Here is a 21,392-nt window from a genome sequence, read left to right as displayed (position 1 = left end):
AAAAACGAAATCTTCACGGCCACATACTCCCCTATTCCCTTATTCCCCTACGGCCTTAAACAGCTATCTTTCTCGTATGCGCATTGGTCGACAGCGCATCGGTGAGGTCGCCGAAGCTCATCAGGCGGCCAACGGGGCCGACACCCGCGATGGTCGGCTTGCTGTCGAGGAACAGGCGACCTGCAAGGTCCGTCAGGCGTTCCGGCGTGATCAGGGAAAGGCGTTCCATCAATTCGTTATTGTCGACCGGGCGGCCATAGAGCAGGAACTGGCGGGCCAGCTGGCCTGCGCGGCTGGCTGCACTTTCCTGCGACATCAGAAGGCTGGCGCGATATTGCGCCCGGGCGCGATTGACTTCCTCGATACTGATCGAATCCGCCGCCTTGTGCAGCTCGTCAATGATGACCGGAACCAGTTCCACCAGTTCATCGCGACCCGTGGCGGCATGGATGCCGAACAGGCCGGTATCCGAAAAGCCCCAATGGAAGGCATAGACCGAATAGCACAGGCCGCGCTTTTCGCGCACTTCCTGGAACAGGCGGGAAGACATGCCGCCGCCCAGCACCATGGACAGAAGCTGCGAGGCATAGAAGTCGCGCACATGATAGGCGCGGCCTTCAAAGCCGATTAGCACCTGCGCATCCATCAATTCGCGGTTTTCGCGGAAGTCGCCGCCGACATAGGTGGCAAGCTCAAGCGTCGGGGCCGTGTTATGGGCACGGAAACCACCGAGGCGTTTTTCAACTTCCTTGACGAAAGCATCGTGGTCCACGCCACCGGCAGCCGTTACGACCATGCGGTCGGCGCTGTATTGCTCGTCCATATACTGGCGCAGATCGGCGGAAGAGAAGGACATCACCGTATCCGGCTCGCCAAGAATGGCGCGGCCGATGGGCTGGTGACGATAGGCTGTTTCGGTGAAACGGTCGAAGACGATATCGTCCGGCGTGTCGTGCGCCGCGCCGATCTCCTGCATGATCACCTGCTTTTCGCGCTCCAGTTCGGCTTCGTCGAACTTCGATGCGGTCAGGATGTCGGAGAGGATATCAATGGCGAGAGGCATGTCATCGCGCATCACGCGCGCGTAATAGGATGTAGTCTCGACGCTGGTTGCGGCGTTGATCTCGCCGCCCACATCTTCGATATCCGAGGCGATTTGCCAGGCAGAGCGGTTTTCCGTGCCCTTGAAGGCCATATGTTCGAGGAGATGGGCTATTCCGTGCCGGTTGGCGGCTTCGTTTCTCGCGCCGGCTTTAACCCAGATTCCAAGCGCCACGCTTTCCACATGCGGCATGGTATCGGTGGCTATCGTCAACCCATTGGGAAGACGCGTTACTTCAACACCCATAAGCGAACTGCTCCCTGCATTCCCCGCTCTGACTTTTCATGGGCCCGATCCGGTTCGGGGTCGGGCTCAAATTTCCTTTCCGGAGCCTCAGGCGTGGGCTCTGGAATGGCGGCTTACATATTCTTCTACGATTTTCAGGTCGTTGTGAAGAACTGTGAAGCTTTCTTTTCGTTGCATCAAGTCCGACAGCCATGCCGGGAGCTGCGGTTCGACACCGCATGCAGCCTTTACGGCATCGGGGAATTTGGCCGGATGCGCGGTGGCGAGCGCTACCATCGGTGCTGCGCCGGACACATTTTCGCGAGCCACTTTTACGCCAATGGCCGAATGCGGATCGAGAAGATAACCGTCATCAGCCAGCACCGACTTGATCGTTTCCGCCGTTTCCGCAACCGTCGAGCGGCCTGCGGAGAATTCGGCGCGGATCGCCGAAAGCGGCTTTTCGGAAATGGTGAAGCCGCCCGATTGCTTCAGGCTCTGCATAAGGCCGCGCACGGCAGCATCATCGCGGTCATGGGCCTCGAACAGCAGACGTTCGAAATTGGACGAAATCTGGATATCCATCGACGGCGAGGTGGTCTGGGCCACACCGCGCATTTCATAAGCGCCGGTGTCGAGCGTGCGCGACAGAATGTCGTTGTCGTTGGTTGCGACGATCAGGCGTTCGATGGGCAGACCCATGCGCTTGGCCACATAGCCTGCGAAAATATCGCCGAAATTGCCGGTCGGAACAGTGAAGGACACCGGACGGTCCGGCGCGCCGAGGCTCAGCGCAGCGGTGAAATAATAGACCACCTGCGGCATGATACGCGCCCAGTTGATCGAATTCACACCCGAAAGCGACAGCGCATCGCGGAAGGCGAGGTCGTTGAACATGCCTTTGACGAGGTTCTGGCAGTCGTCGAAATTGCCTTCGATGGACAGCGCATGAACATTGGCGAAGCCCGACGAAGTCATCTGGCGCTGCTGCACCGGCGAGACGCGGCCATTCGGGAACAGGATGAAGATGTCCGTGTTGTCGCGACCGCCAAAGGCTTCGATTGCCGCACCGCCGGTATCGCCAGAGGTTGCGCCGACGATGGTGGCGCGCTCGCCACGGCTTGCCAGCACATAGTCCATCATGCGCGCCAGAAGCTGCATGGCGACGTCCTTGAAGGCGAGCGTCGGGCCGTGGAAGAGTTCGAGCACGAATTCATTCGCGCCGGTCTGGACGAGCGGACACACGGCATCATGACGGAAGGTGCCATAGGCTTCGCGCACCATGCGTTCGAAATCGGCCTGCGGAATTTCGCCACCGGTGAAGGGCGTCAGCACGGCCAGCGCGATTTCGACATAGGATTTTCCGCGCAGGCTGCGGATTTGTTCTGGAGAAAACTGCGGGTATTCCTGCGGCAGATAGAGGCCGCCATCGCGGGCAAGTCCGGCGAGCAATGCATCGCTAAAACCCAGGACCGGGGCTTCGCCGCGTGTGCTTACATATTTCATTTCGTCAGGCCTTCATTCCAGATATCTGCCCAGATCGGCTGCGCATGTCTCATTCGACGCGCATCTTATTGGGATGCGTTTCAAAGCTGTGCAAATGCAATAGGGCGTCCATAAAAAAGCCGCAAGAAATTAAAACATCCCGGAGGGGGTGGGGTTGCTCTTCGCGGCAAAAAACGGGAAAACGTCATCGCGCACTGTTTTGTGCGCAGTGGTATAAAGCATTTCCAGCAAAAGTGCGAAGCGGTTTTGCGTTGGGAAATGTGGCGGCGGAACAAATTGGGGTGGTCCGGCGGTTTCAATGAAATCGGCGCGCTCTCAAACAAACGAATTAATGCAGGGAAGCCCGGTTTATGCAGAAAGCATCACAGAATCGTTCATCGTTGTTTCCAGTCTTTGCAACGGTTTTGCTCGCAGCGCTTGCGGGTTGCACGACCAGTGGCAGCGAAAAGCCTGGCGATATGGCGGCTGAAGGTCCAAAGCGCATCAGCGCATCTGAGCTTCGCGCCTATTGCCCGACGGTGACGCTGCGTGACGGAACCGCCTTCTTCAGCACCTATGCCAAGGGCGGCGACAAGGACCCGGCACAGGTGGTCTATCAGGCATCGCTGACCGATGTGACGCGTTCGTGCCAGTATGGCGACGGCAACATTACCATCGATGTGGCTGCCGCTGGCAAGGTTGTGCCCGGTCCGAAATATAAGAGCGGCACCATCACCATGCCGGTGCGTGTGGCCGTGCGTCAGGGTGATCAGGTGGTCTATTCCAAGCTGCACAAGCAGGCGGTCACCATCACCAACGGCGATACCGCGACCCAGTTCGTCTTCAACGACAAGGGCATTTCGCTGCCAATGCCGGACAAGCAGAATATCCAGATTTTCGTCGGCTTCGATGAAGGCCCGAATCCCAAGTAATTTTCGCAGCGCCTGATAGGGCGGAGCGCTTATCGGAAAACCAGATGCGCGGGGCAAAACCCGCGCATTTTTTGTTGCCTGCGCGCGATATTGGTACAGTCGCGAACGTCGATATATTTGCGAGCTCTAATACAAAAACAAAACTGCCAATAAATTAATATTGTTCCCAAAAGATGCGGTTCGTGTAATAGTCATATCGTTTTTATATGTTTATATTGATGCTGTGGGTCTGTGCTTATATTTAATATAGCTGCTTATGCGGGATAAGCAGTATAGTCCCTGCCACAGATCGTTTGCGAGGTATCAAGGGCGGATGGTGCGCAGGCGGAGCAGTGGCGGGAGCCTTTTCAATCCAGTTCCTCTTATCCTTGTCTTGCTGCTTCTCTGTGGAGCGGTCGCCGGGCATTGGGTTGGCGAAAAACTACGAAGAATGGGCGATGAGCGGCAGGTAAATGCCTATATGGAGGCATTGCTTTCCTATGCGGGGCGGCTGATCGACTCGGCGCACAATACTCTCGATCAGGCAGAACAATCGCCCTACAGGGTTTGCTCCGCCGATGAGCGGGTCTATCTGCGCAGAATTCTCTTCAAAGCCTACCAGATCAAGGATATTGGCCGGCTGATCGATGGCCGGTTGAACTGTTCGACGCTGCTGCCGGATCTGGCGCGGCAGGAACCGCGCTCCACGGCGGATGCGCTGCTGCCTGACGGAACCTACGTCTATGCCGACCGCCCGCTGGTTACGCCGGGAACCTATGGCCCGGTGATGGGCAAGGGTAACTCCAATGTCGTTCTAAGCCCGGCGGCCTTCGATTTCATGCATACGCCGGGCTATGCCTTCGCCCTGTTCATGAGCGATCAGTCGCGCGAGAATTTCGCTCGCTTTTATGAATATCCGGCCAATGCCGATCTTGAGCCGCTATCAGGCGGGAAGATCCGGGATTTTGTCGAAAAGCATGACCAGCTGAACGCCTATGCCTGCAGCCCGGACAAGCTCATCTGTCTCACGCTGAGGACGGAGATCGACCGCACAAGCCTGCATGCGCGGCTGCGATCATTTCTTTCCATTGTGCTTGGCATGTTGGCGGCTGGCAGTCTTGGCCTTGGCTGGCGCGTCTATAATAATCGCGACCGTTCGCTGATGACGCTCCTGTCCAGAGCGCTGACAAAAAAGGAACTGGAGGTTGTCTACCAGCCGGTAGTCAATGTTGCCAGTGGCGCGATTGTCGGTTTTGAGGCTCTGATACGCTGGGAGATTCATAAGGGAGACTTTGTTCCGCCGGATGTTTTCATTACGCGGGCGGAGAAGAGCGGGCTGATCCATCGCATAACGCTTTATGTAATCGATGCAGTGATCAGCGAAATGGGCGAGCTGTTGCGCGCCAAGCCCGGCTTGCGCATCAATATCAACATAAGCGCCCGCGACCTGCATGACATGGAATTCGCCAACCGGCTGGAGGCGCGGCTGGTGAAAGCGTCCATCGACCCGCAGCAGATCGGTCTGGAGCTGACCGAGCGTACAGCGGTGGATTTTGCGAAGGCTTCCGGTGCGATCCATCATCTGCGCGAGAAGGGGCATCGCATCTATATCGATGATTTTGGAACAGGCTATTCCAGCCTTGCTTATCTCGGCGCGTTGAATGTGGATGCGATCAAGATCGACAAGACGTTCACACGGACGGTCGACAATGGCAGCACGGTTTCGATCGTTCCGCAGATACTGGCCATGGCGCGGCAGCATTGTCTGGACGTGGTTGTGGAAGGTGTGGAAACGGAGGCGCAGGCGCTCTATTTCGCCAGGGAAAGTGCGGGCGACAGCGCGCCGGTCAAGGCGCAGGGCTGGTATTTCGGCAAGCCGGTCTCTGCGATCATCGCGCGAACGCTGGTGGTTGCAAAACCCGCAAAACCCGTAAAACGCCGGAAGACGACCCGAAAAGGCTCGTTTCTGGGCATTGGCGGCGAGCCGCGTGGTTAGATAGGCTGATGTCTTACCGCATTCTGTGAATATCCTAAAAGCAAAACGCGCTTTAGCTAAAATTCGAATTAAATTCGACAGCGATGTTCAAACGAAAAGCAACGAGTCTGCGCTAGTCTGCACCCATGAAACAGAAATATGAACGTATTCTCGAACCGACGGATACCTGGGCGATCTTCGAGACGTCTACGGGTGAGCCTGTCATGATGGGGACCCGGCTGCTGATCGGTCTTGCCGAGCAGGAAGCCGAAGAGCTGCTGGCCATCCTCAACGTGCCGCCGAAGGGGCGCAGCAAACGCTCCGCCGCCTGAGTGTCTGTTCCAAAAGTCGCCATGCCGGACTGCAAATCGCAATTTGAGTTTTGTATTCGCATAATCTGATCCGAAAAGTCTGCAACTTTTCGGGATTGCGCGAGGCTCCCGGTGCTCACGTACCCAAAAGTACGGCTCAAGCTCTGGTTCTCGAAATCACCATTTTCGCCACGGCCTGTCGCTTTTTGATTCAGACACTGAAGCAGTGCGGAAGATGGCCCGAACGTTCGGGCTAACGCGATATTTAGATCAGATCGGACGGTACGCCGGAACCTTGTGTGTCAGGCGTCGGTCCAGATCGATAGCGCGTTGATGACGCTCGCCAGATCCTTGTGACGGTGGATCACCGTCTCGGCCCCTGCGTCGGTCAGACGGTCGGCATGGCCCGGATAGGTGTGCGCACCACCCGTAAAGCCGATGACCCGCATACCGGCGGCACGCGCGCCATGGATGCCGTGCACGGAATCCTCGATCACGATCACATTGCTTGGATCGACATCGAACTGCTTGGCCGCATAGAGGAACACATCCGGCGCGGGCTTGGTCTTTTTGGTGCCGACTTCCTTGGCCGAAAAAATATTCGGTGCAAAGAGATCGTAAAGCTCAACGCGCTTCAGCATGGTTTCCAGCCGTGCGCTGGTCGAGTTGGAGCAGATGCATTTCGGCAGCTTCAATGCCGAAACCACTTCCACAATATCATCGACAGCCTGCACCTCGTTCTTGAGGCGCTCATCGAGAATGCTTTCCGATTTATCGATCAGCGATGCGGAAAGCGCTATGCCTGCCTCGCGCTCGACCGTCAGCAGGATGTCCTGCCAGGTGAGACCGGCGAAACGTTCGGCCAGTTCGTCGGCGGAAATCTGAAAACCGGCATCGGTCAGAAGCACGGATTCGACTTCCGCAGCGATGATTTCGGAATCCACCAAAACGCCATCGCAATCGAAAATGATGAGGGACGGAGCCGCCATGTGGGTAGCCTTCTTATCGGGAGGAGGACGCATTCACACTTGCGGGAACGCATCGGGAATATTGAAGGATCAGCTACAACTTTATAGCCCTAGCGTCAAACTTCACCGGAGACTTCGCGCCGTCTGCGGTCCAGCTCTTCGCTATAGCGCCTGAGCGTATGCGCTTCACTCAACAGGCCCATGACCTTGCGTTCCTGCGCATTGTTGACCACGGCGAGCGCTTCGCTTTCGGAACGGTCAAACCGCACGACAGCTTCCTTGGCGTTCATTTGCGGCAACAGGAATTCATCCTGATACTTCAAAAGCTCGCTGATGCTGTGGTTTTCCGAACTGTCGAAACTGTCGGCATAGACTTCCGGCACGGGGATCATGCCGACATAGCGTCCTGCGTATCCACCGCGATGACCCGCTGGGTAGAACCAAGCGGGAAATCGTGGCGGAAGGTTTCGATATCCGTGTCGATCAGCACGGTGCGCACATCGTGACGCATCATGCGGCTGACGGTCAGATTGCGTATCCAGCCAATATCATGCGCCGAGCGGATCGCTTCGCCGCGCAGGTGGAAGCGCCAGGTGGCGAAGGAGTAGCCGAAGGTCTTGCGGACCATCAGCGAGGAGGACACGACGGCACCGAGCACCAGCATGGAAATCGGAAAATCGCCGGTCAGTTCCAGCGCCAGAAAGGTCATGGTCATGGGGCCGCCGACGATGGCGACGGCGAGTGATGACATGCCGATCACCGCATAGACTTCCGGCGCAAGCGTCAGGCTGGTTGGCAGCACCACGCCCGCGACCGCTGCGAAAAGCTTGCCGGTCAATGCGCCCAGAAACAGCGATGCGAAGAACAGGCCGCCGCGAAAGCCGGAGCCGATGGAAATTGCCGAGGCCAGCGATTTCGTCAGGATCAGCAACAGCAGCGCCGAGATTGTAATATTCGCATTCAGATCGAGATGCAGCGCGCCATGGCCAGAGGCCAGCACCTGCGGCGAGAAGAAGGCGATCAGACCGACGATGGCCCCGCCGATAGCCGGTGTCAGGACATTGGGCAGAAAACTGCGCCGGGTGATTTGCTCGACGAATGTTACGCCGCGCATGATCAAAATGGCGATCCCTGCCGAAACAAAGCCCAGCAGCAATGCGGGCACGTAGTCACGTGGGGTGATGGCGTCGATGTTGCCGATATCGATCAGAAAAGGTGTGCCCCCAATGGCCTGCGTCACCAAAGTGCCGACAATCGCCGCGACGACCACCGGGGCCAGTGTGGCGATGGAATAAACGCCAATGATAAGCTCGAATGCATAAAATGCGCCGGTGAGGGGCGCGTTGAACGCGCTGGCAATGGCCGCTGCCGCACCGCAGCCGACCAGCGTGCGCAAGTCGGCCCGGCGCAGTTTGAGCGCGCGCCCGATGCGCGATGCGAAACCGCTGGCAAGCTGCGTATAAGCGGCCTCCAGGCCAACCGAAGCGCCAAAGCCGTTGGAAATCAGGTTTTGCCCGACGAGAATAAAGCTATCGGTGAGTGACAGGCGACCGCCATGCAAGGCATTGGCTTCGATGGGATCGACGATGGGGCGCTTGCGCCAACGCGCCAGCACCCAGATGATAATCCCCATAAGAATGCCGCCAGCCAGCGGCGCGATGAAGGCGCTGGGATAAAGCTGCGCCGCAGAACTGAGCTTTTCGCCGGGTTCCAGCGCAAACAGCGCCTGATGCATCCATTGCGATATGCCGCCGATGGCCGCAACGGCAAGGCCGGAGACGATGCCGATCACCACACCCGCGATGACGAGACCGATTTCGCTGCCGCGCACAACGGCGCGCATGCGGAAGGGAACGAAGAAAACCCTCAAATAACGGTTATGGCGCAGTTCTGCGAAATTCATATGCAAAAACCTGACAGGCGCGGATCGGTCGGCTCAGTTGCTTCGAAGGCTGATTATTCGCAAATCATAGCCGGAAAGGGATAACCAAGCCTTATTGGAGACGACGCATTACCCGTCGGCCTTTGCATTTCGATGACGGCGTTAAGATGGCAGTCATGAAATTGTTCCGCATCGTTTGAAAGGAAAAAGCCCGGAAAGCCGGGACTTCGTTGCCTTTTTAAGAAAAGGTTTACGATTTCAATACCTTGGCGTTAACGCCATATTTACCCTACCCGGTAACCATAAGGACAAGTTTTCGCGTCCACAGGTAATCGAGTATCCCATGTCCCTAGTACGTCTTGCCCATGAGTTGCCCATCGAGGCCCCGCGTACCGCCTGGCTCGACTCCATCATCAAGGGTGATTGCGTTTCCGCTCTGGAGCGCCTGCCGGATCATTCCGTCGATGTCATCTTTGCCGATCCGCCCTACAATCTTCAGCTGGGTGGCGATCTGCATCGCCCGGATCAGTCGATGGTCAGCGCTGTTGACGATCATTGGGACCAGTTCGAGAGCTTTCAGGCTTATGACGCTTTCACCCGCGCCTGGCTTTTGGCCTGCCGCCGCGTATTGAAGCCGAATGGCACGATCTGGGTTATCGGCTCCTATCACAATATTTTCCGCGTCGGCACGCAGTTGCAGGATCTGGGCTTCTGGCTCCTCAACGATGTCATCTGGCGCAAGACCAATCCGATGCCGAACTTCCGCGGGCGTCGTTTCCAGAACGCGCATGAGACGCTGATCTGGGCATCGCGCGACCAGAAGGGCAAGGGTTACACGTTCAATTATGAAGCGATGAAAGCCGCCAATGACGATGTGCAGATGCGCTCGGACTGGCTGTTTCCGATCTGCACGGGTTCCGAACGCCTGAAGGACGAGAACGGCGACAAGGTTCATCCGACGCAGAAGCCGGAAGCGCTTCTGGCCCGCATCATGATGGCTTCGAGCAAGCCGGGAGACGTTATTCTCGACCCATTCTTCGGTTCTGGCACGACCGGCGCGGTGGCGAAGCGCCTCGGACGCCATTTTGTCGGTATCGAACGCGAACAGACCTATATCGACGCCGCAACCGCCCGCATTGATGCGGTGGAACCGCTCGGCAAGGCTGAACTGACCGTCATGACCGGCAAGCGCGCTGAACCGCGTGTGGCTTTCACCAGCGTGCTGGAAGCAGGTCTCTTACGTCCGGGAACGGTTCTTTGCGATGCGCGCCGCCGCTTTGCAGCGATCGTTCGCGCTGACGGCACGCTGGCCGCCAATGGTGAAGCCGGTTCGATCCATCGTATCGGCGCCAAGGTGCAAGGGTTCGACGCCTGCAATGGCTGGACCTTCTGGCATTTTGAAGAAGAAGGCGTGCTGAAACCTATCGACGATCTGCGCAAAGTCATCCGCGACGAGATGGCAGCAGCAGGCGCCTGAGCATAATTCTCATCGGACGGCCTCCAGCAAAGTCTGATCATGGAGCGCCCGAAGCGAATGCTTCGGGCGCTTTCGCTTTGTCAGAAACTTAATCCGAGAGATTTCAGGTCGGCGGCGAGTTTGGGCGCACCGGTGAAATGAACGGCCTGCCAGCCGGCAGCCTTGGCGCCGTCAACATTGTGTAGCGAGTCATCGATGAAAAGCGTTGCCGCCGGGTCGAGGTCGAACGCTGCGACGTGCGTATCGTAGATTTCCCGGTCGGGTTTCAGCATCTTCACGTCGCCCGAAACGGTGACACCCCGGCTTTCCGTCAGGAAAGGAAACCGGACCTGCGCTTCGCGGAACGTGTCGGAGGCGAAATTGGTCAGCATGGTGACATCGTTCCCCGAGGCGATCAGCCCGCGCAGAATGGCGACGCTTTCATCATAGGCATGCGGCACCATGCGCGACCAGTTCTGCCGGAAAGCCAGAATCTGCTCGCGCCATTCCGGGTGGGTGTCGATCAACAGCGCTTCGGCATCCTGCCAGCTGCGCCCGCGATCCTGTTCGACATTCCACGGACCCGTGCAGACCGTTTCCAGAAACCAGCGCCGCCGCTCGGTGTCGGGAATGATGTCGAGATAGGCCAGTTCCGGATCGTAATGGATGAGAACCTTGCCGATATCGAAAACGACATGTTTGATTGGAGAGATCACGTTTTCGTCCTTTTGGGTTTGCCAGTCTGCTTGAAGGCATCCGGCACCGCCGCTGCAATGGCTTTCTTCATCACGGTGGGCAAAGCTTCTCCGGCGAGCTCGTCCGGCGCTGACCACCAGCCATTTGCGGCCAAACGCTCGCTCACATTCTCGGCGCGGTAGACCGAGAGGCGCAATTCGAAATGGGTGAAGACATGGGTAATGCTGCCCGCCGGAATCCAGGATGCCGGAAAGGGGGCCGCATTTATGGTCGCGTCGCCATCGATACGCGCGGTCCACGCGCTGCCCGGCACTTCCGTCATGCCCGCCAGCAGGCCTTGGCGCTCACGCTTTTGCAGAAAAATCGCCCCATCTCCGTTGATTGCAATGAAAGCCGCACCAGTGCGGATCGGCTTTTCCGCCTTGGGCGCCTTGACCGGAAATTCCTCCGGGTCGCGGGTGGCGAGTGCGATGCAATTATCGTTGACCGGGCAGATCGCGCAGGCCGGTCGGCGCGGCGTGCAGATCGTTGCGCCGAGATCCATCATCGCCTGTGCAAAGTCGCCGGGGCGGTCTGACGGCGTCATCTCGGCCATCAGGGCGCGGATTTGCGGTTTGGCGGCTGGCAGCGGCGTGTCGATGGCATAAAGCCGCGAAATGACGCGCTCGACATTGCCGTCCACCACTGCGGCATTTTCGCCGAACGCGATCGCGGCGATAGCTGCCGATGTGTAGTCCCCGATGCCGGGCAGTTCCTTCAATGCTGCGGCATTGTCTGGAAATTTGCCGCCATATTGCGTGGCAACGAGATCGGCGCATTTCTTGAGGTTGCGGGCGCGGGAATAGTAACCAAGCCCGGCCCATGCGCGCAGAATATCGTCTTCGCTGGCGTTCGTCATGGCGCGCACGTTCGGCCAGTGTGCGACGAAAGCGGTGAAATAGGATTTCACGGCCTCAACGGTCGTCTGTTGAAGCATGATTTCCGAAAGCCAGACCCGGTAAGGATCGGGCCGTATGCCGCGCGTCTGTTCTGAGGGCGTCACGCGCCAGGGCAGAACACGGTGATGGCGATCATACCAGCTCAAAAGCTGGCCGCTGCGTGTGGAACCGCTTTTGGCTTGAGGCGAAGCAGTGATCGGGCGGGCGGTGGAATTCAAAGTCGCAGCGGCTTTCTAAAAAATGTCCCGTTTTCTGTAGTTGATAGAAAAAACAGCGATAGTGTAAAGCCAAACATTGTCAGCACTTGGCAAATGGGTCTGGCGCGTTACAAATCCTCCCATCGCGCTTTTGCCGTGGAAAGAGAATCAGTGATTAATTCCGTACCGGTTTATGTCATCAATCTCGCGCGTTCGCGAGACCGATGGGAGCGCCTGCAACAAAGCGCTGACGCGTTTTCGCTCGATCTGCGGCGCGTCGAGGCTGTGGAAGGCAAGCTGTTGCAGCCGGACGAGCTTGGCGATTTCGATGAGGCCGGTTTCCGACGCTGCCATGGCAAAATCGCCATGCCTGCCGAAATTGGTTGCTATTTCAGCCACATTCGCGCGCTTGAAGTCATCGCTGCGGCCCCGGAACCCTTTGCCGTTCTGGTCGAGGACGATGTCCTGTTTACGACCGCTTTTATGCCCTTCGTTGAAAAAGCGATCCGAATCAGCGGTTGGGATGCGATCAAACTGGTCAATCACCGCACGGCGGCATTCCGGTCATTCCGTCAAGTCGATGACGAGTTCGCAATCGGGCGTTGTCTGCATGGACCGCTGGGAAGCTCTGCGGCTTATATCGTGACACGGGAAGGGGCTGCGAAACTGCTGGCTGGGATACGCCCCATGCGGGTCCCTTACGATGTTGCACTTGAACGAGGATGGGCTGGCCATTACGAGATTTTCACTACCGACAAACCGGTGGTGGAATTCTCCAACGTTGCTGTATCGACAATTGCACAGGGCCGTTCAGCTTACGCTAAAAAGCGATTGCCGCCATACAAAAGGCTAACTACGCTTTTTTTCAGGACTGCCGATTATGTCAGGCGAATCGTTTATGCACTTGCGAAGAGGAATCTCAGAGAGGCAACCGATTGAGTTATTTCAAAAAATCCTTTTTAGTTCGCCGCAGGGTAGATCCCTGGATTTTGGGCGTGGCCTCAGCGGCGATGCCAATCCGGGTCGGCCTCGGCCCTTTGATTTTATTCGTTTTTTCCTGCATCGGAATCTATATGGCTTGCGGCCGCCATGCGGTCGCGCGGCTCCATTGCAAGAAATTCTATATTTTCATTCTGCTTTATGCGGCCTGGTCGCTTGGGCTGATCCTGTTTCGCGGCGAACCCTTCAACGATAACCGTCAGATCGGCTATACGCTGCTGATTGCGGTTTTCGCCTTTGCAGGCTCCGGCATGGCTTTGATCCGCGACCCGCTGCGCGCCTATGTGCTTGGCGCGCGTGTCGGCGTCCTCGTCGCCACTATTGCTGCGCTGTATCTGGCGGTCACCGCTGGCGGACGTATCGGGATCGGCGGCAATCAGGCGGTTTTTGCCTTTGTTGTGGGCGTCTCGGCCATCTCGGCAGCGATACCTTTGCGCCAGGCATCGCGCTATCTCCCGAACGGGCCGCACTGGCTCGTGCTTGGTCTGGCGGCGGTTTTAACCTCGGAAACCCGGGCCGTGATCGTGGTTCTGCCGTTCTTTGCGGCGATTGAAATCATTTTCTTTCTGAAGCGTTTCAGCATCCGCCAGCAGGGGAGTGTTTACGCCGCGCTGGGCGTTGCTTTGGCGGCGCTGGTTGTCGTCGGTCCTGTCGGCGACATCATTTCGAAGCGCTTTTCTGGCATGATCGAGTATTACGACACCGGTGACAGCAAGCAGTGGGAAGACAAGATTTCTGCCGATATTCGAGAGGTGCTGTGGAAAAGCGCCAGCAAGATCATCGTGCAGCATCCGATTGCGGGCGTCGGTTCCTATTCCAAAATGAATGAGGTGCGGACGGAAGCGGGCGAACAGGCTCCGATACTGGCCGGGTTCCGCCATGTGCACAATACTGTTCTCGACGAATTGCTGAATGACGGTATCATCGGCCTGATCTTCATGACCGGTGCCTTCCTGTCCATTTTGGTCTATCTGTGGCGAACCGCAGATAGCTGGGCAATGCGCAGAGCCCTGATTTATTTCGCGGTGGTCAGCGGCAGTTATGGCATGCTGCACAATCCGCTACTGCATGAAGTCACGATTTCGTCGACCATGTTCTTCCTTGCGGCGCTGAATGCAGCCGCGTCCCGTCGGGTCATGGCCGCACGGCGCGCCGGACTTGAAATGTGCGTATTCGGAAAGAAGTCGATTGCATGAAAACGATAGTAACGGGGGCCGCCGGTTTCATCGGATACCACACGGCACAACGCCTGTTGGACGAAGGCTGGCAGGTTGTCGGCATCGATAATGTCAACGACTACTATCAGGTCGAGCTGAAGGAAACGCGGCTCGCCAAGCTCCACGCGCGCGACGGCTTTCGTTTTGCCAAAGCCGATATTGCGGATGCGGAAGCGATCAAGAGTGCCATTGGCGCGGATAGGGATGCCGATGTGATCGTGCATCTCGCCGCGCAGGCGGGCGTTCGTTATTCCATCGAAAACCCGGCTGCCTATGTTTCGGCCAATGTCATGGGGCAGGTCAATATTTTCGAGACCGCGCTGAAGCTCGAAAAGCGCCCACCCGTGGTCTATGCCAGTTCGTCGTCGGTTTATGGCGCAAACGAGAAAATTCCTTTTTCGGAAAGCGATCCGGTCAATCATCCGGTATCGGTCTATGCCGCCACGAAACGCTCGGGCGAATTGCTGGCTTTTTCCTACAGCCATGTACACAAGCTGCATTCGACGGGCTTGCGCTTTTTCACGGTTTACGGCCCCTTTGGACGACCGGATATGGCGCCATGGCTTTTCACTTCGGCGATCCTGAAAGGGGAGCCCATCCGCGTTTTCAACAATGGCGAGATGCAGCGCGATTTTACGTTCGTGGAGGATATCGTCAGCGGCGTTGTCGGCGCCGTGAAACGCATTGTGGAAAAGCCGGAGGAAACCGCGCCGGTCTATAATCTCGGCAACAACCGCCCGGTCATGCTCAATGATTTCATTGCGGCAATCGAGAAGGCGACGGGTAGGGAAGCGATCCGTAAGCTTGAACCGATGCCTGCCGCAGACGTTCCACGCACCTATGCGGATATCACGCTGGCCGCCCGCGATCTGGGTTTCAGCCCCAAAACGACGCTCGATGAAGGTATTCCTTTGTTTGTGGAGTGGTTTCGCGGCTATAATGGAGCGCGATGAGCGAGCCAAAATCAAAACGCGGATTTCGACCGCTGGCAGATATGACCTCGGGTCTGATGGACCCGATGCTCCAGAAACGTGCGGGCATCAATCTCTCGCTCCTGCAATCCTGGGAAGATATCGTCGGCCCAGCCATTGGCGCCACATCGCGCCCGTTGCGTATTCTCTGGCCGCGTCGCCTGCATGAAGATGACCCATTCAAACCTGCGACCTTGATCATCGCTTGCGAAGGTTTTGCCGCCTTACAGATCCAGCACGAGACCGGAGAAATCATCAGTCGCGTCAATGGCTTTCTTGGCTTTTCGGCCATCGGGCGCATCCGCATCGAGCAAAAGCCGCCCGCTATACCGGCCAAGCGCCGGGCCAAGCGGCTTGCTCCGCTGGCCCCTTCGGAAGAGCGCCGGATCGACAAGGCAACGGACGGAATTGAGGATGATGCCTTGCGGGCAGCACTTGCACGGCTCGGTAAGAATATTCTGGCGGAAAAGCGCAGCTCTGGCAAAAAGACGGATTAAGAGACTGAATCAAAAAGCGGCATGTGTGTGCGAAAATGGTGATTTTCGAGTACCGGAGCGGAACGTACTTAAGGTACGTGAGCACCGGAATGGAGAAAATTGCCATTTGCAGCCACACAGGGCGACTTTTGGAACAAGCTCTAAGAAACTCCCACAATTGCAAAAACTCTTAATTGCGATACAAGCCGCCATAAATTTGATGCAAGCCTTGGGCAGTTTGCAGCGAGTCGAAGCAAGAACCGGGCTAGTCGTTCTGAATATGGAAACAATATCGGCGCTCTTCTGACTTTCATGTGAACGATGCGGGTCTGGCGAATATTTCTCGGCCGCCTTAAATTATATATCGAACAACCAAATGAAACAGGACTGGATGATTCGGATGCCTGCCGTACTTAATCGCAGACACGTCATTTCTCTCGCTGGATCGGCTGCTGCCGGACTGGCTTTTGCAGGAGCTTCTGCAACGGGCGCTCTGGCGCAGGACCGTGCCCCGGAAGGCACTGTCGATGCGGCGAAGATCGCCGAGCCGGGCAAGCTCAAGGATATGGTCTACGGCAAGGCCGATGCACCGGTGACGATCATCGAATATGCATCGCTGACCTGCCCGCATTGCGCCGAATTCACGATCAATACTTTGCCGAAGATCAAGGAAAAATATATCGATACAGGCAAGGCGCGGCTCATCTTCCGCGAATTCCCGTTCGATCCGCGCGCAACCGCTGCGTTCATGCTGGCGCGCTGCGCTCCGGAAGATCGCTATTTCCCGATGGTCGACGTGTTCTTCAAGCAGCAGCAACAGTGGGCAACCGCCGAAGATGGTGAAGCTGCCCTGCTACAAATCGCAAAACTTGCCGGTTTTACACAGGAGTCCTTCAAGGCTTGCTTGACGAACCAGCAAGTTCTCGATGATGTGAGAGCCACGATGGAACGTGGATCGAAGGATTATGGAGTCAATGCGACGCCAACCTTCTTCATCAACGGCCAAAAATACGCTGGAGCCCTTTCGGTTGACGAAATGTCGGCAATCATCGACAAGCTTCTCTGACCCGTTTTCCCGGATGAAAAGCGGACGCATCATTGCGTCCGCTTTTGTCGTTTCTGGAATGGGCGATAAAACTGGAGGAGCTTGCTGATGCGCTTCTCCAAACTGCGCTTGGTCGGTTTCAAGTCCTTCGTCGAACCCATGGAGTTCGTCATCGAAGGCGGGCTGACCGGCGTTGTCGGGCCGAATGGCTGCGGCAAATCCAATCTGGTGGAAGCCTTGCGCTGGGTGATGGGTGAAAACTCATACAAGAACATGCGCGCTTCCGGCATGGACGATGTCATTTTCTCCGGTTCTGCCACGCGCCCGGCGCGCAATACGGCGGAAGTGACGCTTTTCCTCGACAATTCCGACCGCACGGCTCCCGCGAGCTATAATGACGCCGATGAGTTGCAGGTGTCGCGCCGTATCGAGCGCGAGGCAGGCTCCGTCTATCGCATCAATGGTAAGGAAGCTCGCGCCAAGGATGTGCAGTTGCTCTTTGCGGATCAATCGACCGGCGCGCGTTCGCCGTCCATGGTCGGGCAGGGGCGCATCGGCGAACTCATTCAGGCCAAGCCGCAGGCGCGCCGCGCGCTTCTGGAAGAAGCTGCCGGTATTTCCGGCCTTCATACGCGCCGCCACGAAGCGGAGCTACGCCTGCGTGCTGCCGAGGGCAATCTAGATCGTCTTGACGATGTGGTCGGCGAGTTGGGTAGCCAGATCGAAAGCCTGAAGCGTCAGGCGCGTCAGGCCAACCGTTTCAAGGCGCTGTCCGCCGATATCCGCCGTGCGGAAGCCGCCTTGCTGCATCTGCGCTGGAGCCAGGCCAAGGTGCAGGAAGGCGAGGCGCAAAGCGCCTTGTCGGCTGCGACCGCGACTGTCGGCGATATGGCGCAGGCGCAGATGAACGCGGCCCGCGATCAGGCGATTGGCGCGCATAAGCTGCCGGAACTGCGCGAGGCCGAAGCCAAGGCCGCTGCCGCCTTGCAGCGCCTTTCAATTGCCCGCACCCAGCTGGACGAAGAGGACGGACGCATTCGCGCCCGCCGCGCCGAGTTGATGAAGCGGCTGGAACAGCTGACTGCCGACATTGCTCGCGAAGAGCAGATGGTGCGCGAGAACGCCGATATTCTGGCGAAACTGGAGGAAGAAGAGCAGGAACTGGTCGCTTCCAACGAAGCATCGGGCGAGCGCGACGAGGAATTGCGTGCGCTGTTCGAAGAGGCGGAAATTCGCCTGACCGATAGCGAAGGCGCGCTGGCGCGGGTGACCGCCGAACGGGCGGAAGCGACCGCCGAACGGGCGCAGATCGAACGCGCTTTGAAGGAAACGCAGGATCGCCGCGACCGGCTTGCCGCGCAGATGGACGCCATCGAGCGCGATATTGCCGCTGTCGTCCAGCAGATCGGCGGTCTGTTCGACCCGGCTGAAAAGCGCATCGTGGTTGATGCTTGTGCGGATGCGCTTGCTGCGGCTGAAGAAGCGGTTGTTGCGGCAGAAGAACTGGTCGCAGGCGCACGCGAAGTGGAAGCGGCGAGCCGTCAGCCACTGAACGAAGCGCGCACCGAACTGAACCGCATCGAGACCGAAGCACAGACACTGGCGCGTATCCTTAATGCTGGCGAGACCGGCCAGTTTCCGCCTGTGGTGGAAGAGCTGCGTGTCGAGAAGGGCTATGAAGTCGCACTTGGCGCGGCGCTTGGTGAAGACCTCGACGCGGCAAGCGACGAGCATGCGCCCGTCTACTGGGCTTATAATCCGGCGCCGGAAGCCGATCCGGCCTTACCGCAAGGGGCAACGCCGCTCGACCGGCTGGTCGATGGGCCGCAGCAATTGCGCCGCAGGCTGGCCCAGGTTGGCGTTGTGTCGGACAATGATGGTCAGCGTTTGCAGGCGCTTTTGCGTCCCGGCCAGCGGCTGGTGAGCAAGGCTGGCGCACTGTGGCGCTGGGATGGCTATACGGCAAGCGCCGATGCGCCGACACCGGCAGCACAACGTCTGGCCCAGAAGAACCGCCTGAGCGAGCTGGAGCAGGAATCGGTTGCCGCCCGCAAAGGCGTCGATGAGGCCGAACAGGCCGTGCGCCGCGCTGAAGCTTCGGTGCGCGAAGCCGTCGAACATGAGCGTGTCGCCCGCGATCAGTGGCGCACCAATCAGCGCAAACTGGATGAGGCGCGTGAAGCGCTGGCGGTCGCCGAGCGTGCGGCAGGGCAGCTTGCAACCCGCCGTTCGGCTCTGGACGAATCCAAGGCGCGACTGGAAGAAAATCTGGAAGAAGCGCAGATCCGCGTCGCGGAAGCAGAAGATAGGCTCGGTGAAATGCCGGATCTGGAGGCCATCGCGCAACGCCTTGCGGCGCTGACGAGTGAAGTTCTCTCCGACCGCACGGCTTTGGCCGAAGCACGCGCCGCTTATGAAGGGCTGCGTCGTGAGGCCGAAGCGCGGTTGCGCCGTCTGGACATGATTGCGCTGGAGCGACGCAACTGGATTTCGCGCGCGGAAAATGCCGACCGGCAGATTGCGTCGCTAAACGACCGCCGCGCTGAGACGGCAGACGAGGCGGAAGGTCTGGCCGAAGCTCCGGACGAGATCGAGGCGCGCCGCCGGGCGCTGTTGAACGAGCTTTCGCTGGCCGATGATCGTCGTAAAGAAGCCGCTGATATTCTGGCTGCGGCTGAGACCGCGCAGGCCGAACTCGACAAGGCTGCGACGCTTGCCATTCAGCATCTGGCATCAAGTCGCGAGCAGCGTGCCCGCGCCGAAGAACGTCTTGCCGCAGCCGAAGAGCGGCGCAAGGACGCGGAAGTCCGTATCGTTGAGGCGCTCAACTGTGCGCCGCATGAAGCGATCCGCCATACCGGGCTGAAGGCCGATGATGCTATTCCCGACCCCGATCAGCTGGAACGCCAGCTGGAGCGGCTCAAGATCGAGCGCGAGCGGCTTGGCGCGGTGAACCTGCGCGCGGAAGAGGAAAGCCAGGAGCTTTCGGACCGTCTCGACGCGATCGTATCCGAGCGCGAGGATGTCATCGAGGCGATCAAGAAATTGCGCCAGGCGATCCAGAGCCTGAACCGCGAAGGACGCGAGCGTCTGCTGGCTGCCTTCGAGGTGGTGAATGTGCAGTTCCAGCGCCTGTTCACGCATCTGTTCGGCGGCGGCACGGCGGAACTACAACTGATTGAAAGCGACGATCCGCTGGAAGCCGGGCTTGAAATTCTCGCCCGTCCACCCGGGAAAAAGCCACAGACCATGACGCTGCTTTCAGGCGGCGAGCAGGCGCTGACTGCCATGGCGCTGATCTTTGCGGTGTTTCTCACCAACCCCGCGCCGATCTGCGTGCTGGACGAAGTGGACGCGCCACTCGACGACCACAATGTTGAGCGCTATTGCAATCTGATGGACGAGATGGCGGCTTCAACCGAAACTCGTTTCGTGGTCATCACGCATAATCCGATCACCATGGCGCGTATGAATCGTCTGTTCGGCGTCACCATGGGCGAGCAGGGTGTCAGCCAGCTTGTTTCGGTCGATCTCCAAACGGCGGAACGCCTGCGTGAAGCGAGCTGATCACGCTTCGTATTTTTCGGGATGTGCTTCAGACCTGACGTCTATTCTTCTTCCACGTCTTCATCGTCGTCATCGGATTCGATGACTTCCCAGATGAAGGCGTGAAGGCGGTCTTCAATACTCTTTTTGGAAGCGCCTGCCGCTTCCATTTCACGTTTGATCCGGAAGAACCGATCCTTGTCGGCCTGGGATAAGTATCGCGCTGCGGCTTCGAGGGCTGACAAGGATGTGGACATGGGCTGCTCTAATTTTCACTCCATACTGCGAGTTCATTACCCGCCGGATCAGTGAAATGAAAGCGGCGTCCGCCCGGAAATGCAAAGATCGGCTTGACGATGGTGCCGCCAGCTTCGGTCACGGCTTGAAGCGCGGTTTCGAGCCTCAGCGCATAAAGCACGGGTAGCGGCTTCGATGTCGCTTGCGGGTCGGCGTCAAAGCCGCCGTCCAGCCCCTCGGAATAGGCCGAATAAGTGGGACCGTAATCGGTGAACGACCAGCCGAATGCCCGTGCATAAAAGCTTTTTGTCGCGTCGAGTGAGCCATTGGCGGCGGGCATTTCCAGATAATCGAGTTTGCCAGTTGTGCGCATCATCATCTCCAAGTGTTCATTATTTGTTCTTATTTTTGAGGCAACTGAGAAGGAGAGTCAATCGTCCAGTGTGGACCTCAACTGTTGAATCGTTTCGATTGTCGCGCCCCAACTTTTTCGTTGGCGCAGATAAGGTGATTGCATAAGCAACGGGGAAGAGGTTGCGACTGCCTCAGGGGTTCATGAACCGGTCGTGTTCTGGCAGCTCGTCCTTGAGACGTTTTCTAAAAGTTGTGTGGCTTTTTATTTTGCCGTTGTCGCTCTCCCCAATCGCTTTTTTCAGCTTTCACGAAGCCGCGCCACGAATTCTTCGAAACAGTGATTGAGTTTCACATCGGCGACCTCATTTGCGCTAGTCCTGCCTTAGCGGTTCGGCCGGTTT

The 21,392-nt window shown here is 57.9% G+C and carries 19 protein-coding genes; 10 read left to right on the top strand and 9 right to left on the bottom strand.

Translation table 11 applies throughout. The features are described 5' to 3' along the window. Positions 1-55: 55 nt before the first annotated feature. Positions 56-1,348 carry a pitrilysin family protein gene (locus QLQ11_RS05820; protein WP_109368506.1) on the bottom strand — a complete coding sequence of 431 codons (1,293 nt, stop codon included), beginning with the start codon at positions 1,346-1,348 and terminating at the stop codon, positions 56-58. Between the two features lie 87 nt (positions 1,349-1,435). Then, positions 1,436-2,833 (bottom strand): threonine synthase, encoded by a 1,398-nt coding sequence (gene thrC, locus QLQ11_RS05815; RefSeq protein ID WP_121537379.1) that lies wholly within the window; start codon positions 2,831-2,833, stop codon positions 1,436-1,438. 350 nt (positions 2,834-3,183) lie between these two features. Here thrC and QLQ11_RS05810 point away from each other — a divergent pair, with 350 nt between their 5' ends. The 3 genes from QLQ11_RS05810 to QLQ11_RS05800 all read left to right on the top strand — a co-directional run bounded on the left by QLQ11_RS05810 (position 3,184) and on the right by QLQ11_RS05800 (position 6,030). Continuing rightward, positions 3,184-3,744, top strand: coding sequence for a hypothetical protein (locus QLQ11_RS05810; RefSeq protein ID WP_121537381.1), 561 nt, complete (start codon positions 3,184-3,186; stop codon positions 3,742-3,744). Positions 3,745-4,057: 313 nt separating this feature from the next. Then, positions 4,058-5,719 carry an EAL domain-containing protein gene (locus QLQ11_RS05805; protein ID WP_371835942.1) on the top strand — a complete coding sequence of 554 codons (1,662 nt, stop codon included), beginning with the start codon at positions 4,058-4,060 and terminating at the stop codon, positions 5,717-5,719. A gap of 125 nt (positions 5,720-5,844) precedes the next feature. Further along, positions 5,845-6,030, top strand: coding sequence for a hypothetical protein (locus QLQ11_RS05800; protein ID WP_283736038.1), 186 nt, complete (start codon positions 5,845-5,847; stop codon positions 6,028-6,030). Between the two features lie 281 nt (positions 6,031-6,311). Here QLQ11_RS05800 and QLQ11_RS05795 read toward each other — a convergent pair whose 3' ends face one another. The 3 genes from QLQ11_RS05795 to QLQ11_RS05785 all read right to left on the bottom strand — a co-directional run bounded on the left by QLQ11_RS05795 (position 6,312) and on the right by QLQ11_RS05785 (position 8,880). After that, on the bottom strand, positions 6,312-6,998 hold the full coding sequence (locus tag QLQ11_RS05795; protein ID WP_124915220.1) for an HAD family phosphatase: 687 nt from the start codon (positions 6,996-6,998) through the stop codon (positions 6,312-6,314). A 95-nt stretch (positions 6,999-7,093) separates the two neighbouring features. Beyond that, positions 7,094-7,369 (bottom strand): hypothetical protein, encoded by a 276-nt coding sequence (locus tag QLQ11_RS05790; protein ID WP_371835941.1) that lies wholly within the window; start codon positions 7,367-7,369, stop codon positions 7,094-7,096. Continuing rightward, positions 7,366-8,880 carry a chloride channel protein gene (locus QLQ11_RS05785; protein WP_371835940.1) on the bottom strand — a complete coding sequence of 505 codons (1,515 nt, stop codon included), beginning with the start codon at positions 8,878-8,880 and terminating at the stop codon, positions 7,366-7,368. Before QLQ11_RS05785 ends, QLQ11_RS05790 begins: the two co-directional genes overlap by 4 nt. Before the next feature lie 322 nt (positions 8,881-9,202). Between QLQ11_RS05785 and QLQ11_RS05780 the strand changes: the two genes are divergently transcribed. Further along, on the top strand, positions 9,203-10,336 hold the full coding sequence (locus QLQ11_RS05780; protein WP_283736040.1) for a site-specific DNA-methyltransferase: 1,134 nt from the start codon (positions 9,203-9,205) through the stop codon (positions 10,334-10,336). Between the two features lie 80 nt (positions 10,337-10,416). Here the strand turns inward: QLQ11_RS05780 and QLQ11_RS05775 are convergent, their stop codons facing one another. Together QLQ11_RS05775 and mutY are read right to left on the bottom strand one after the other, a co-directional pair. Then, positions 10,417-11,031, bottom strand: a complete 615-nt coding sequence (locus QLQ11_RS05775; RefSeq protein ID WP_283736041.1) for an HAD family phosphatase — start codon at positions 11,029-11,031, stop codon at positions 10,417-10,419. Continuing rightward, complete coding sequence (mutY, locus tag QLQ11_RS05770; protein ID WP_283736112.1) at positions 11,028-12,146, bottom strand: A/G-specific adenine glycosylase; 1,119 nt, start codon at positions 12,144-12,146, stop codon at positions 11,028-11,030. Before mutY ends, QLQ11_RS05775 begins: the two co-directional genes overlap by 4 nt. Here mutY and QLQ11_RS05765 point away from each other — a divergent pair. The 6 genes from QLQ11_RS05765 to smc all read left to right on the top strand — a co-directional run bounded on the left by QLQ11_RS05765 (position 12,075) and on the right by smc (position 20,421). Next, positions 12,075-13,085, top strand: a complete 1,011-nt coding sequence (locus QLQ11_RS05765) for a glycosyltransferase family 25 protein (protein WP_283736042.1) — start codon at positions 12,075-12,077, stop codon at positions 13,083-13,085. The genes mutY and QLQ11_RS05765 overlap by 72 nt on opposite strands. A 134-nt stretch (positions 13,086-13,219) precedes the next feature. Next, on the top strand, positions 13,220-14,341 hold the full coding sequence (locus tag QLQ11_RS05760) for an O-antigen ligase (RefSeq protein WP_283736043.1): 1,122 nt from the start codon (positions 13,220-13,222) through the stop codon (positions 14,339-14,341). Next, the gene (locus QLQ11_RS05755) at positions 14,338-15,315 is read left to right on the top strand and encodes an SDR family NAD(P)-dependent oxidoreductase (protein ID WP_283736044.1); all 978 of its coding nucleotides are present in this window, start codon (positions 14,338-14,340) and stop codon (positions 15,313-15,315) included. Before QLQ11_RS05760 ends, QLQ11_RS05755 begins: the two co-directional genes overlap by 4 nt. After that, positions 15,312-15,830 (top strand): DUF721 domain-containing protein, encoded by a 519-nt coding sequence (locus QLQ11_RS05750; protein WP_109368517.1) that lies wholly within the window; start codon positions 15,312-15,314, stop codon positions 15,828-15,830. Before QLQ11_RS05755 ends, QLQ11_RS05750 begins: the two co-directional genes overlap by 4 nt. 379 nt (positions 15,831-16,209) lie before the next feature. Continuing rightward, positions 16,210-16,875 carry a DsbA family protein gene (locus tag QLQ11_RS05745; protein WP_283736045.1) on the top strand — a complete coding sequence of 222 codons (666 nt, stop codon included), beginning with the start codon at positions 16,210-16,212 and terminating at the stop codon, positions 16,873-16,875. An 87-nt stretch (positions 16,876-16,962) separates the two neighbouring features. Next, complete coding sequence (gene smc / locus QLQ11_RS05740; RefSeq protein ID WP_124915227.1) at positions 16,963-20,421, top strand: chromosome segregation protein SMC; 3,459 nt, start codon at positions 16,963-16,965, stop codon at positions 20,419-20,421. 41 nt (positions 20,422-20,462) lie between these two features. Here smc and QLQ11_RS05735 read toward each other — a convergent pair whose 3' ends face one another. Both QLQ11_RS05735 and QLQ11_RS05730 read right to left on the bottom strand, forming a co-directional pair. Next, on the bottom strand, positions 20,463-20,657 hold the full coding sequence (locus tag QLQ11_RS05735; protein ID WP_109368520.1) for a hypothetical protein: 195 nt from the start codon (positions 20,655-20,657) through the stop codon (positions 20,463-20,465). An 8-nt stretch (positions 20,658-20,665) separates the two neighbouring features. Next, on the bottom strand, positions 20,666-21,010 hold the full coding sequence (locus QLQ11_RS05730; RefSeq protein ID WP_121537399.1) for a VOC family protein: 345 nt from the start codon (positions 21,008-21,010) through the stop codon (positions 20,666-20,668). Positions 21,011-21,392 lie beyond the last annotated feature (382 nt).

This window comes from Ochrobactrum sp. SSR (genome assembly GCF_030067775.1).
GTDB classification, from domain to species: domain Bacteria; phylum Pseudomonadota; class Alphaproteobacteria; order Rhizobiales; family Rhizobiaceae; genus Brucella; species Brucella teleogrylli.
The sequence above is the reverse complement of the archived record's forward strand: the minus strand, read 5'-3'. Positions and strand labels throughout refer to the sequence as shown.

What these genes read in the sequence shown, in the direction of transcription:
- QLQ11_RS05730 (WP_121537399.1), bottom strand. Translation starts at nt 21,010, where the DNA reads ATGCGCACAACTGGCAAACTCGATTATCTGGAAATGCCCGCCGCCAAT.
- QLQ11_RS05805 (WP_371835942.1), top strand. Translation starts at nt 4,058, where the DNA reads ATGGTGCGCAGGCGGAGCAGTGGCGGGAGCCTTTTCAATCCAGTTCCT.
- QLQ11_RS05750 (WP_109368517.1), top strand. Translation starts at nt 15,312, where the DNA reads ATGAGCGAGCCAAAATCAAAACGCGGATTTCGACCGCTGGCAGATATG.
- QLQ11_RS05795 (WP_124915220.1), bottom strand. Translation starts at nt 6,998, where the DNA reads ATGGCGGCTCCGTCCCTCATCATTTTCGATTGCGATGGCGTTTTGGTG.
- QLQ11_RS05755 (WP_283736044.1), top strand. Translation starts at nt 14,338, where the DNA reads ATGAAAACGATAGTAACGGGGGCCGCCGGTTTCATCGGATACCACACG.
- QLQ11_RS05820 (WP_109368506.1), bottom strand. Translation starts at nt 1,348, where the DNA reads ATGGGTGTTGAAGTAACGCGTCTTCCCAATGGGTTGACGATAGCCACC.
- QLQ11_RS05765 (WP_283736042.1), top strand. Translation starts at nt 12,075, where the DNA reads ATGGCGATCATACCAGCTCAAAAGCTGGCCGCTGCGTGTGGAACCGCT.
- QLQ11_RS05810 (WP_121537381.1), top strand. Translation starts at nt 3,184, where the DNA reads ATGCAGAAAGCATCACAGAATCGTTCATCGTTGTTTCCAGTCTTTGCA.
- QLQ11_RS05790 (WP_371835941.1), bottom strand. Translation starts at nt 7,369, where the DNA reads ATGATCCCCGTGCCGGAAGTCTATGCCGACAGTTTCGACAGTTCGGAA.
- QLQ11_RS05785 (WP_371835940.1), bottom strand. Translation starts at nt 8,880, where the DNA reads ATGAATTTCGCAGAACTGCGCCATAACCGTTATTTGAGGGTTTTCTTC.
- QLQ11_RS05800 (WP_283736038.1), top strand. Translation starts at nt 5,845, where the DNA reads ATGAAACAGAAATATGAACGTATTCTCGAACCGACGGATACCTGGGCG.
- thrC (WP_121537379.1), bottom strand. Translation starts at nt 2,833, where the DNA reads ATGAAATATGTAAGCACACGCGGCGAAGCCCCGGTCCTGGGTTTTAGC.
- smc (WP_124915227.1), top strand. Translation starts at nt 16,963, where the DNA reads ATGCGCTTCTCCAAACTGCGCTTGGTCGGTTTCAAGTCCTTCGTCGAA.
- QLQ11_RS05735 (WP_109368520.1), bottom strand. Translation starts at nt 20,657, where the DNA reads ATGTCCACATCCTTGTCAGCCCTCGAAGCCGCAGCGCGATACTTATCC.
- QLQ11_RS05760 (WP_283736043.1), top strand. Translation starts at nt 13,220, where the DNA reads ATGGCTTGCGGCCGCCATGCGGTCGCGCGGCTCCATTGCAAGAAATTC.
- QLQ11_RS05780 (WP_283736040.1), top strand. Translation starts at nt 9,203, where the DNA reads ATGTCCCTAGTACGTCTTGCCCATGAGTTGCCCATCGAGGCCCCGCGT.
- QLQ11_RS05745 (WP_283736045.1), top strand. Translation starts at nt 16,210, where the DNA reads ATGCCTGCCGTACTTAATCGCAGACACGTCATTTCTCTCGCTGGATCG.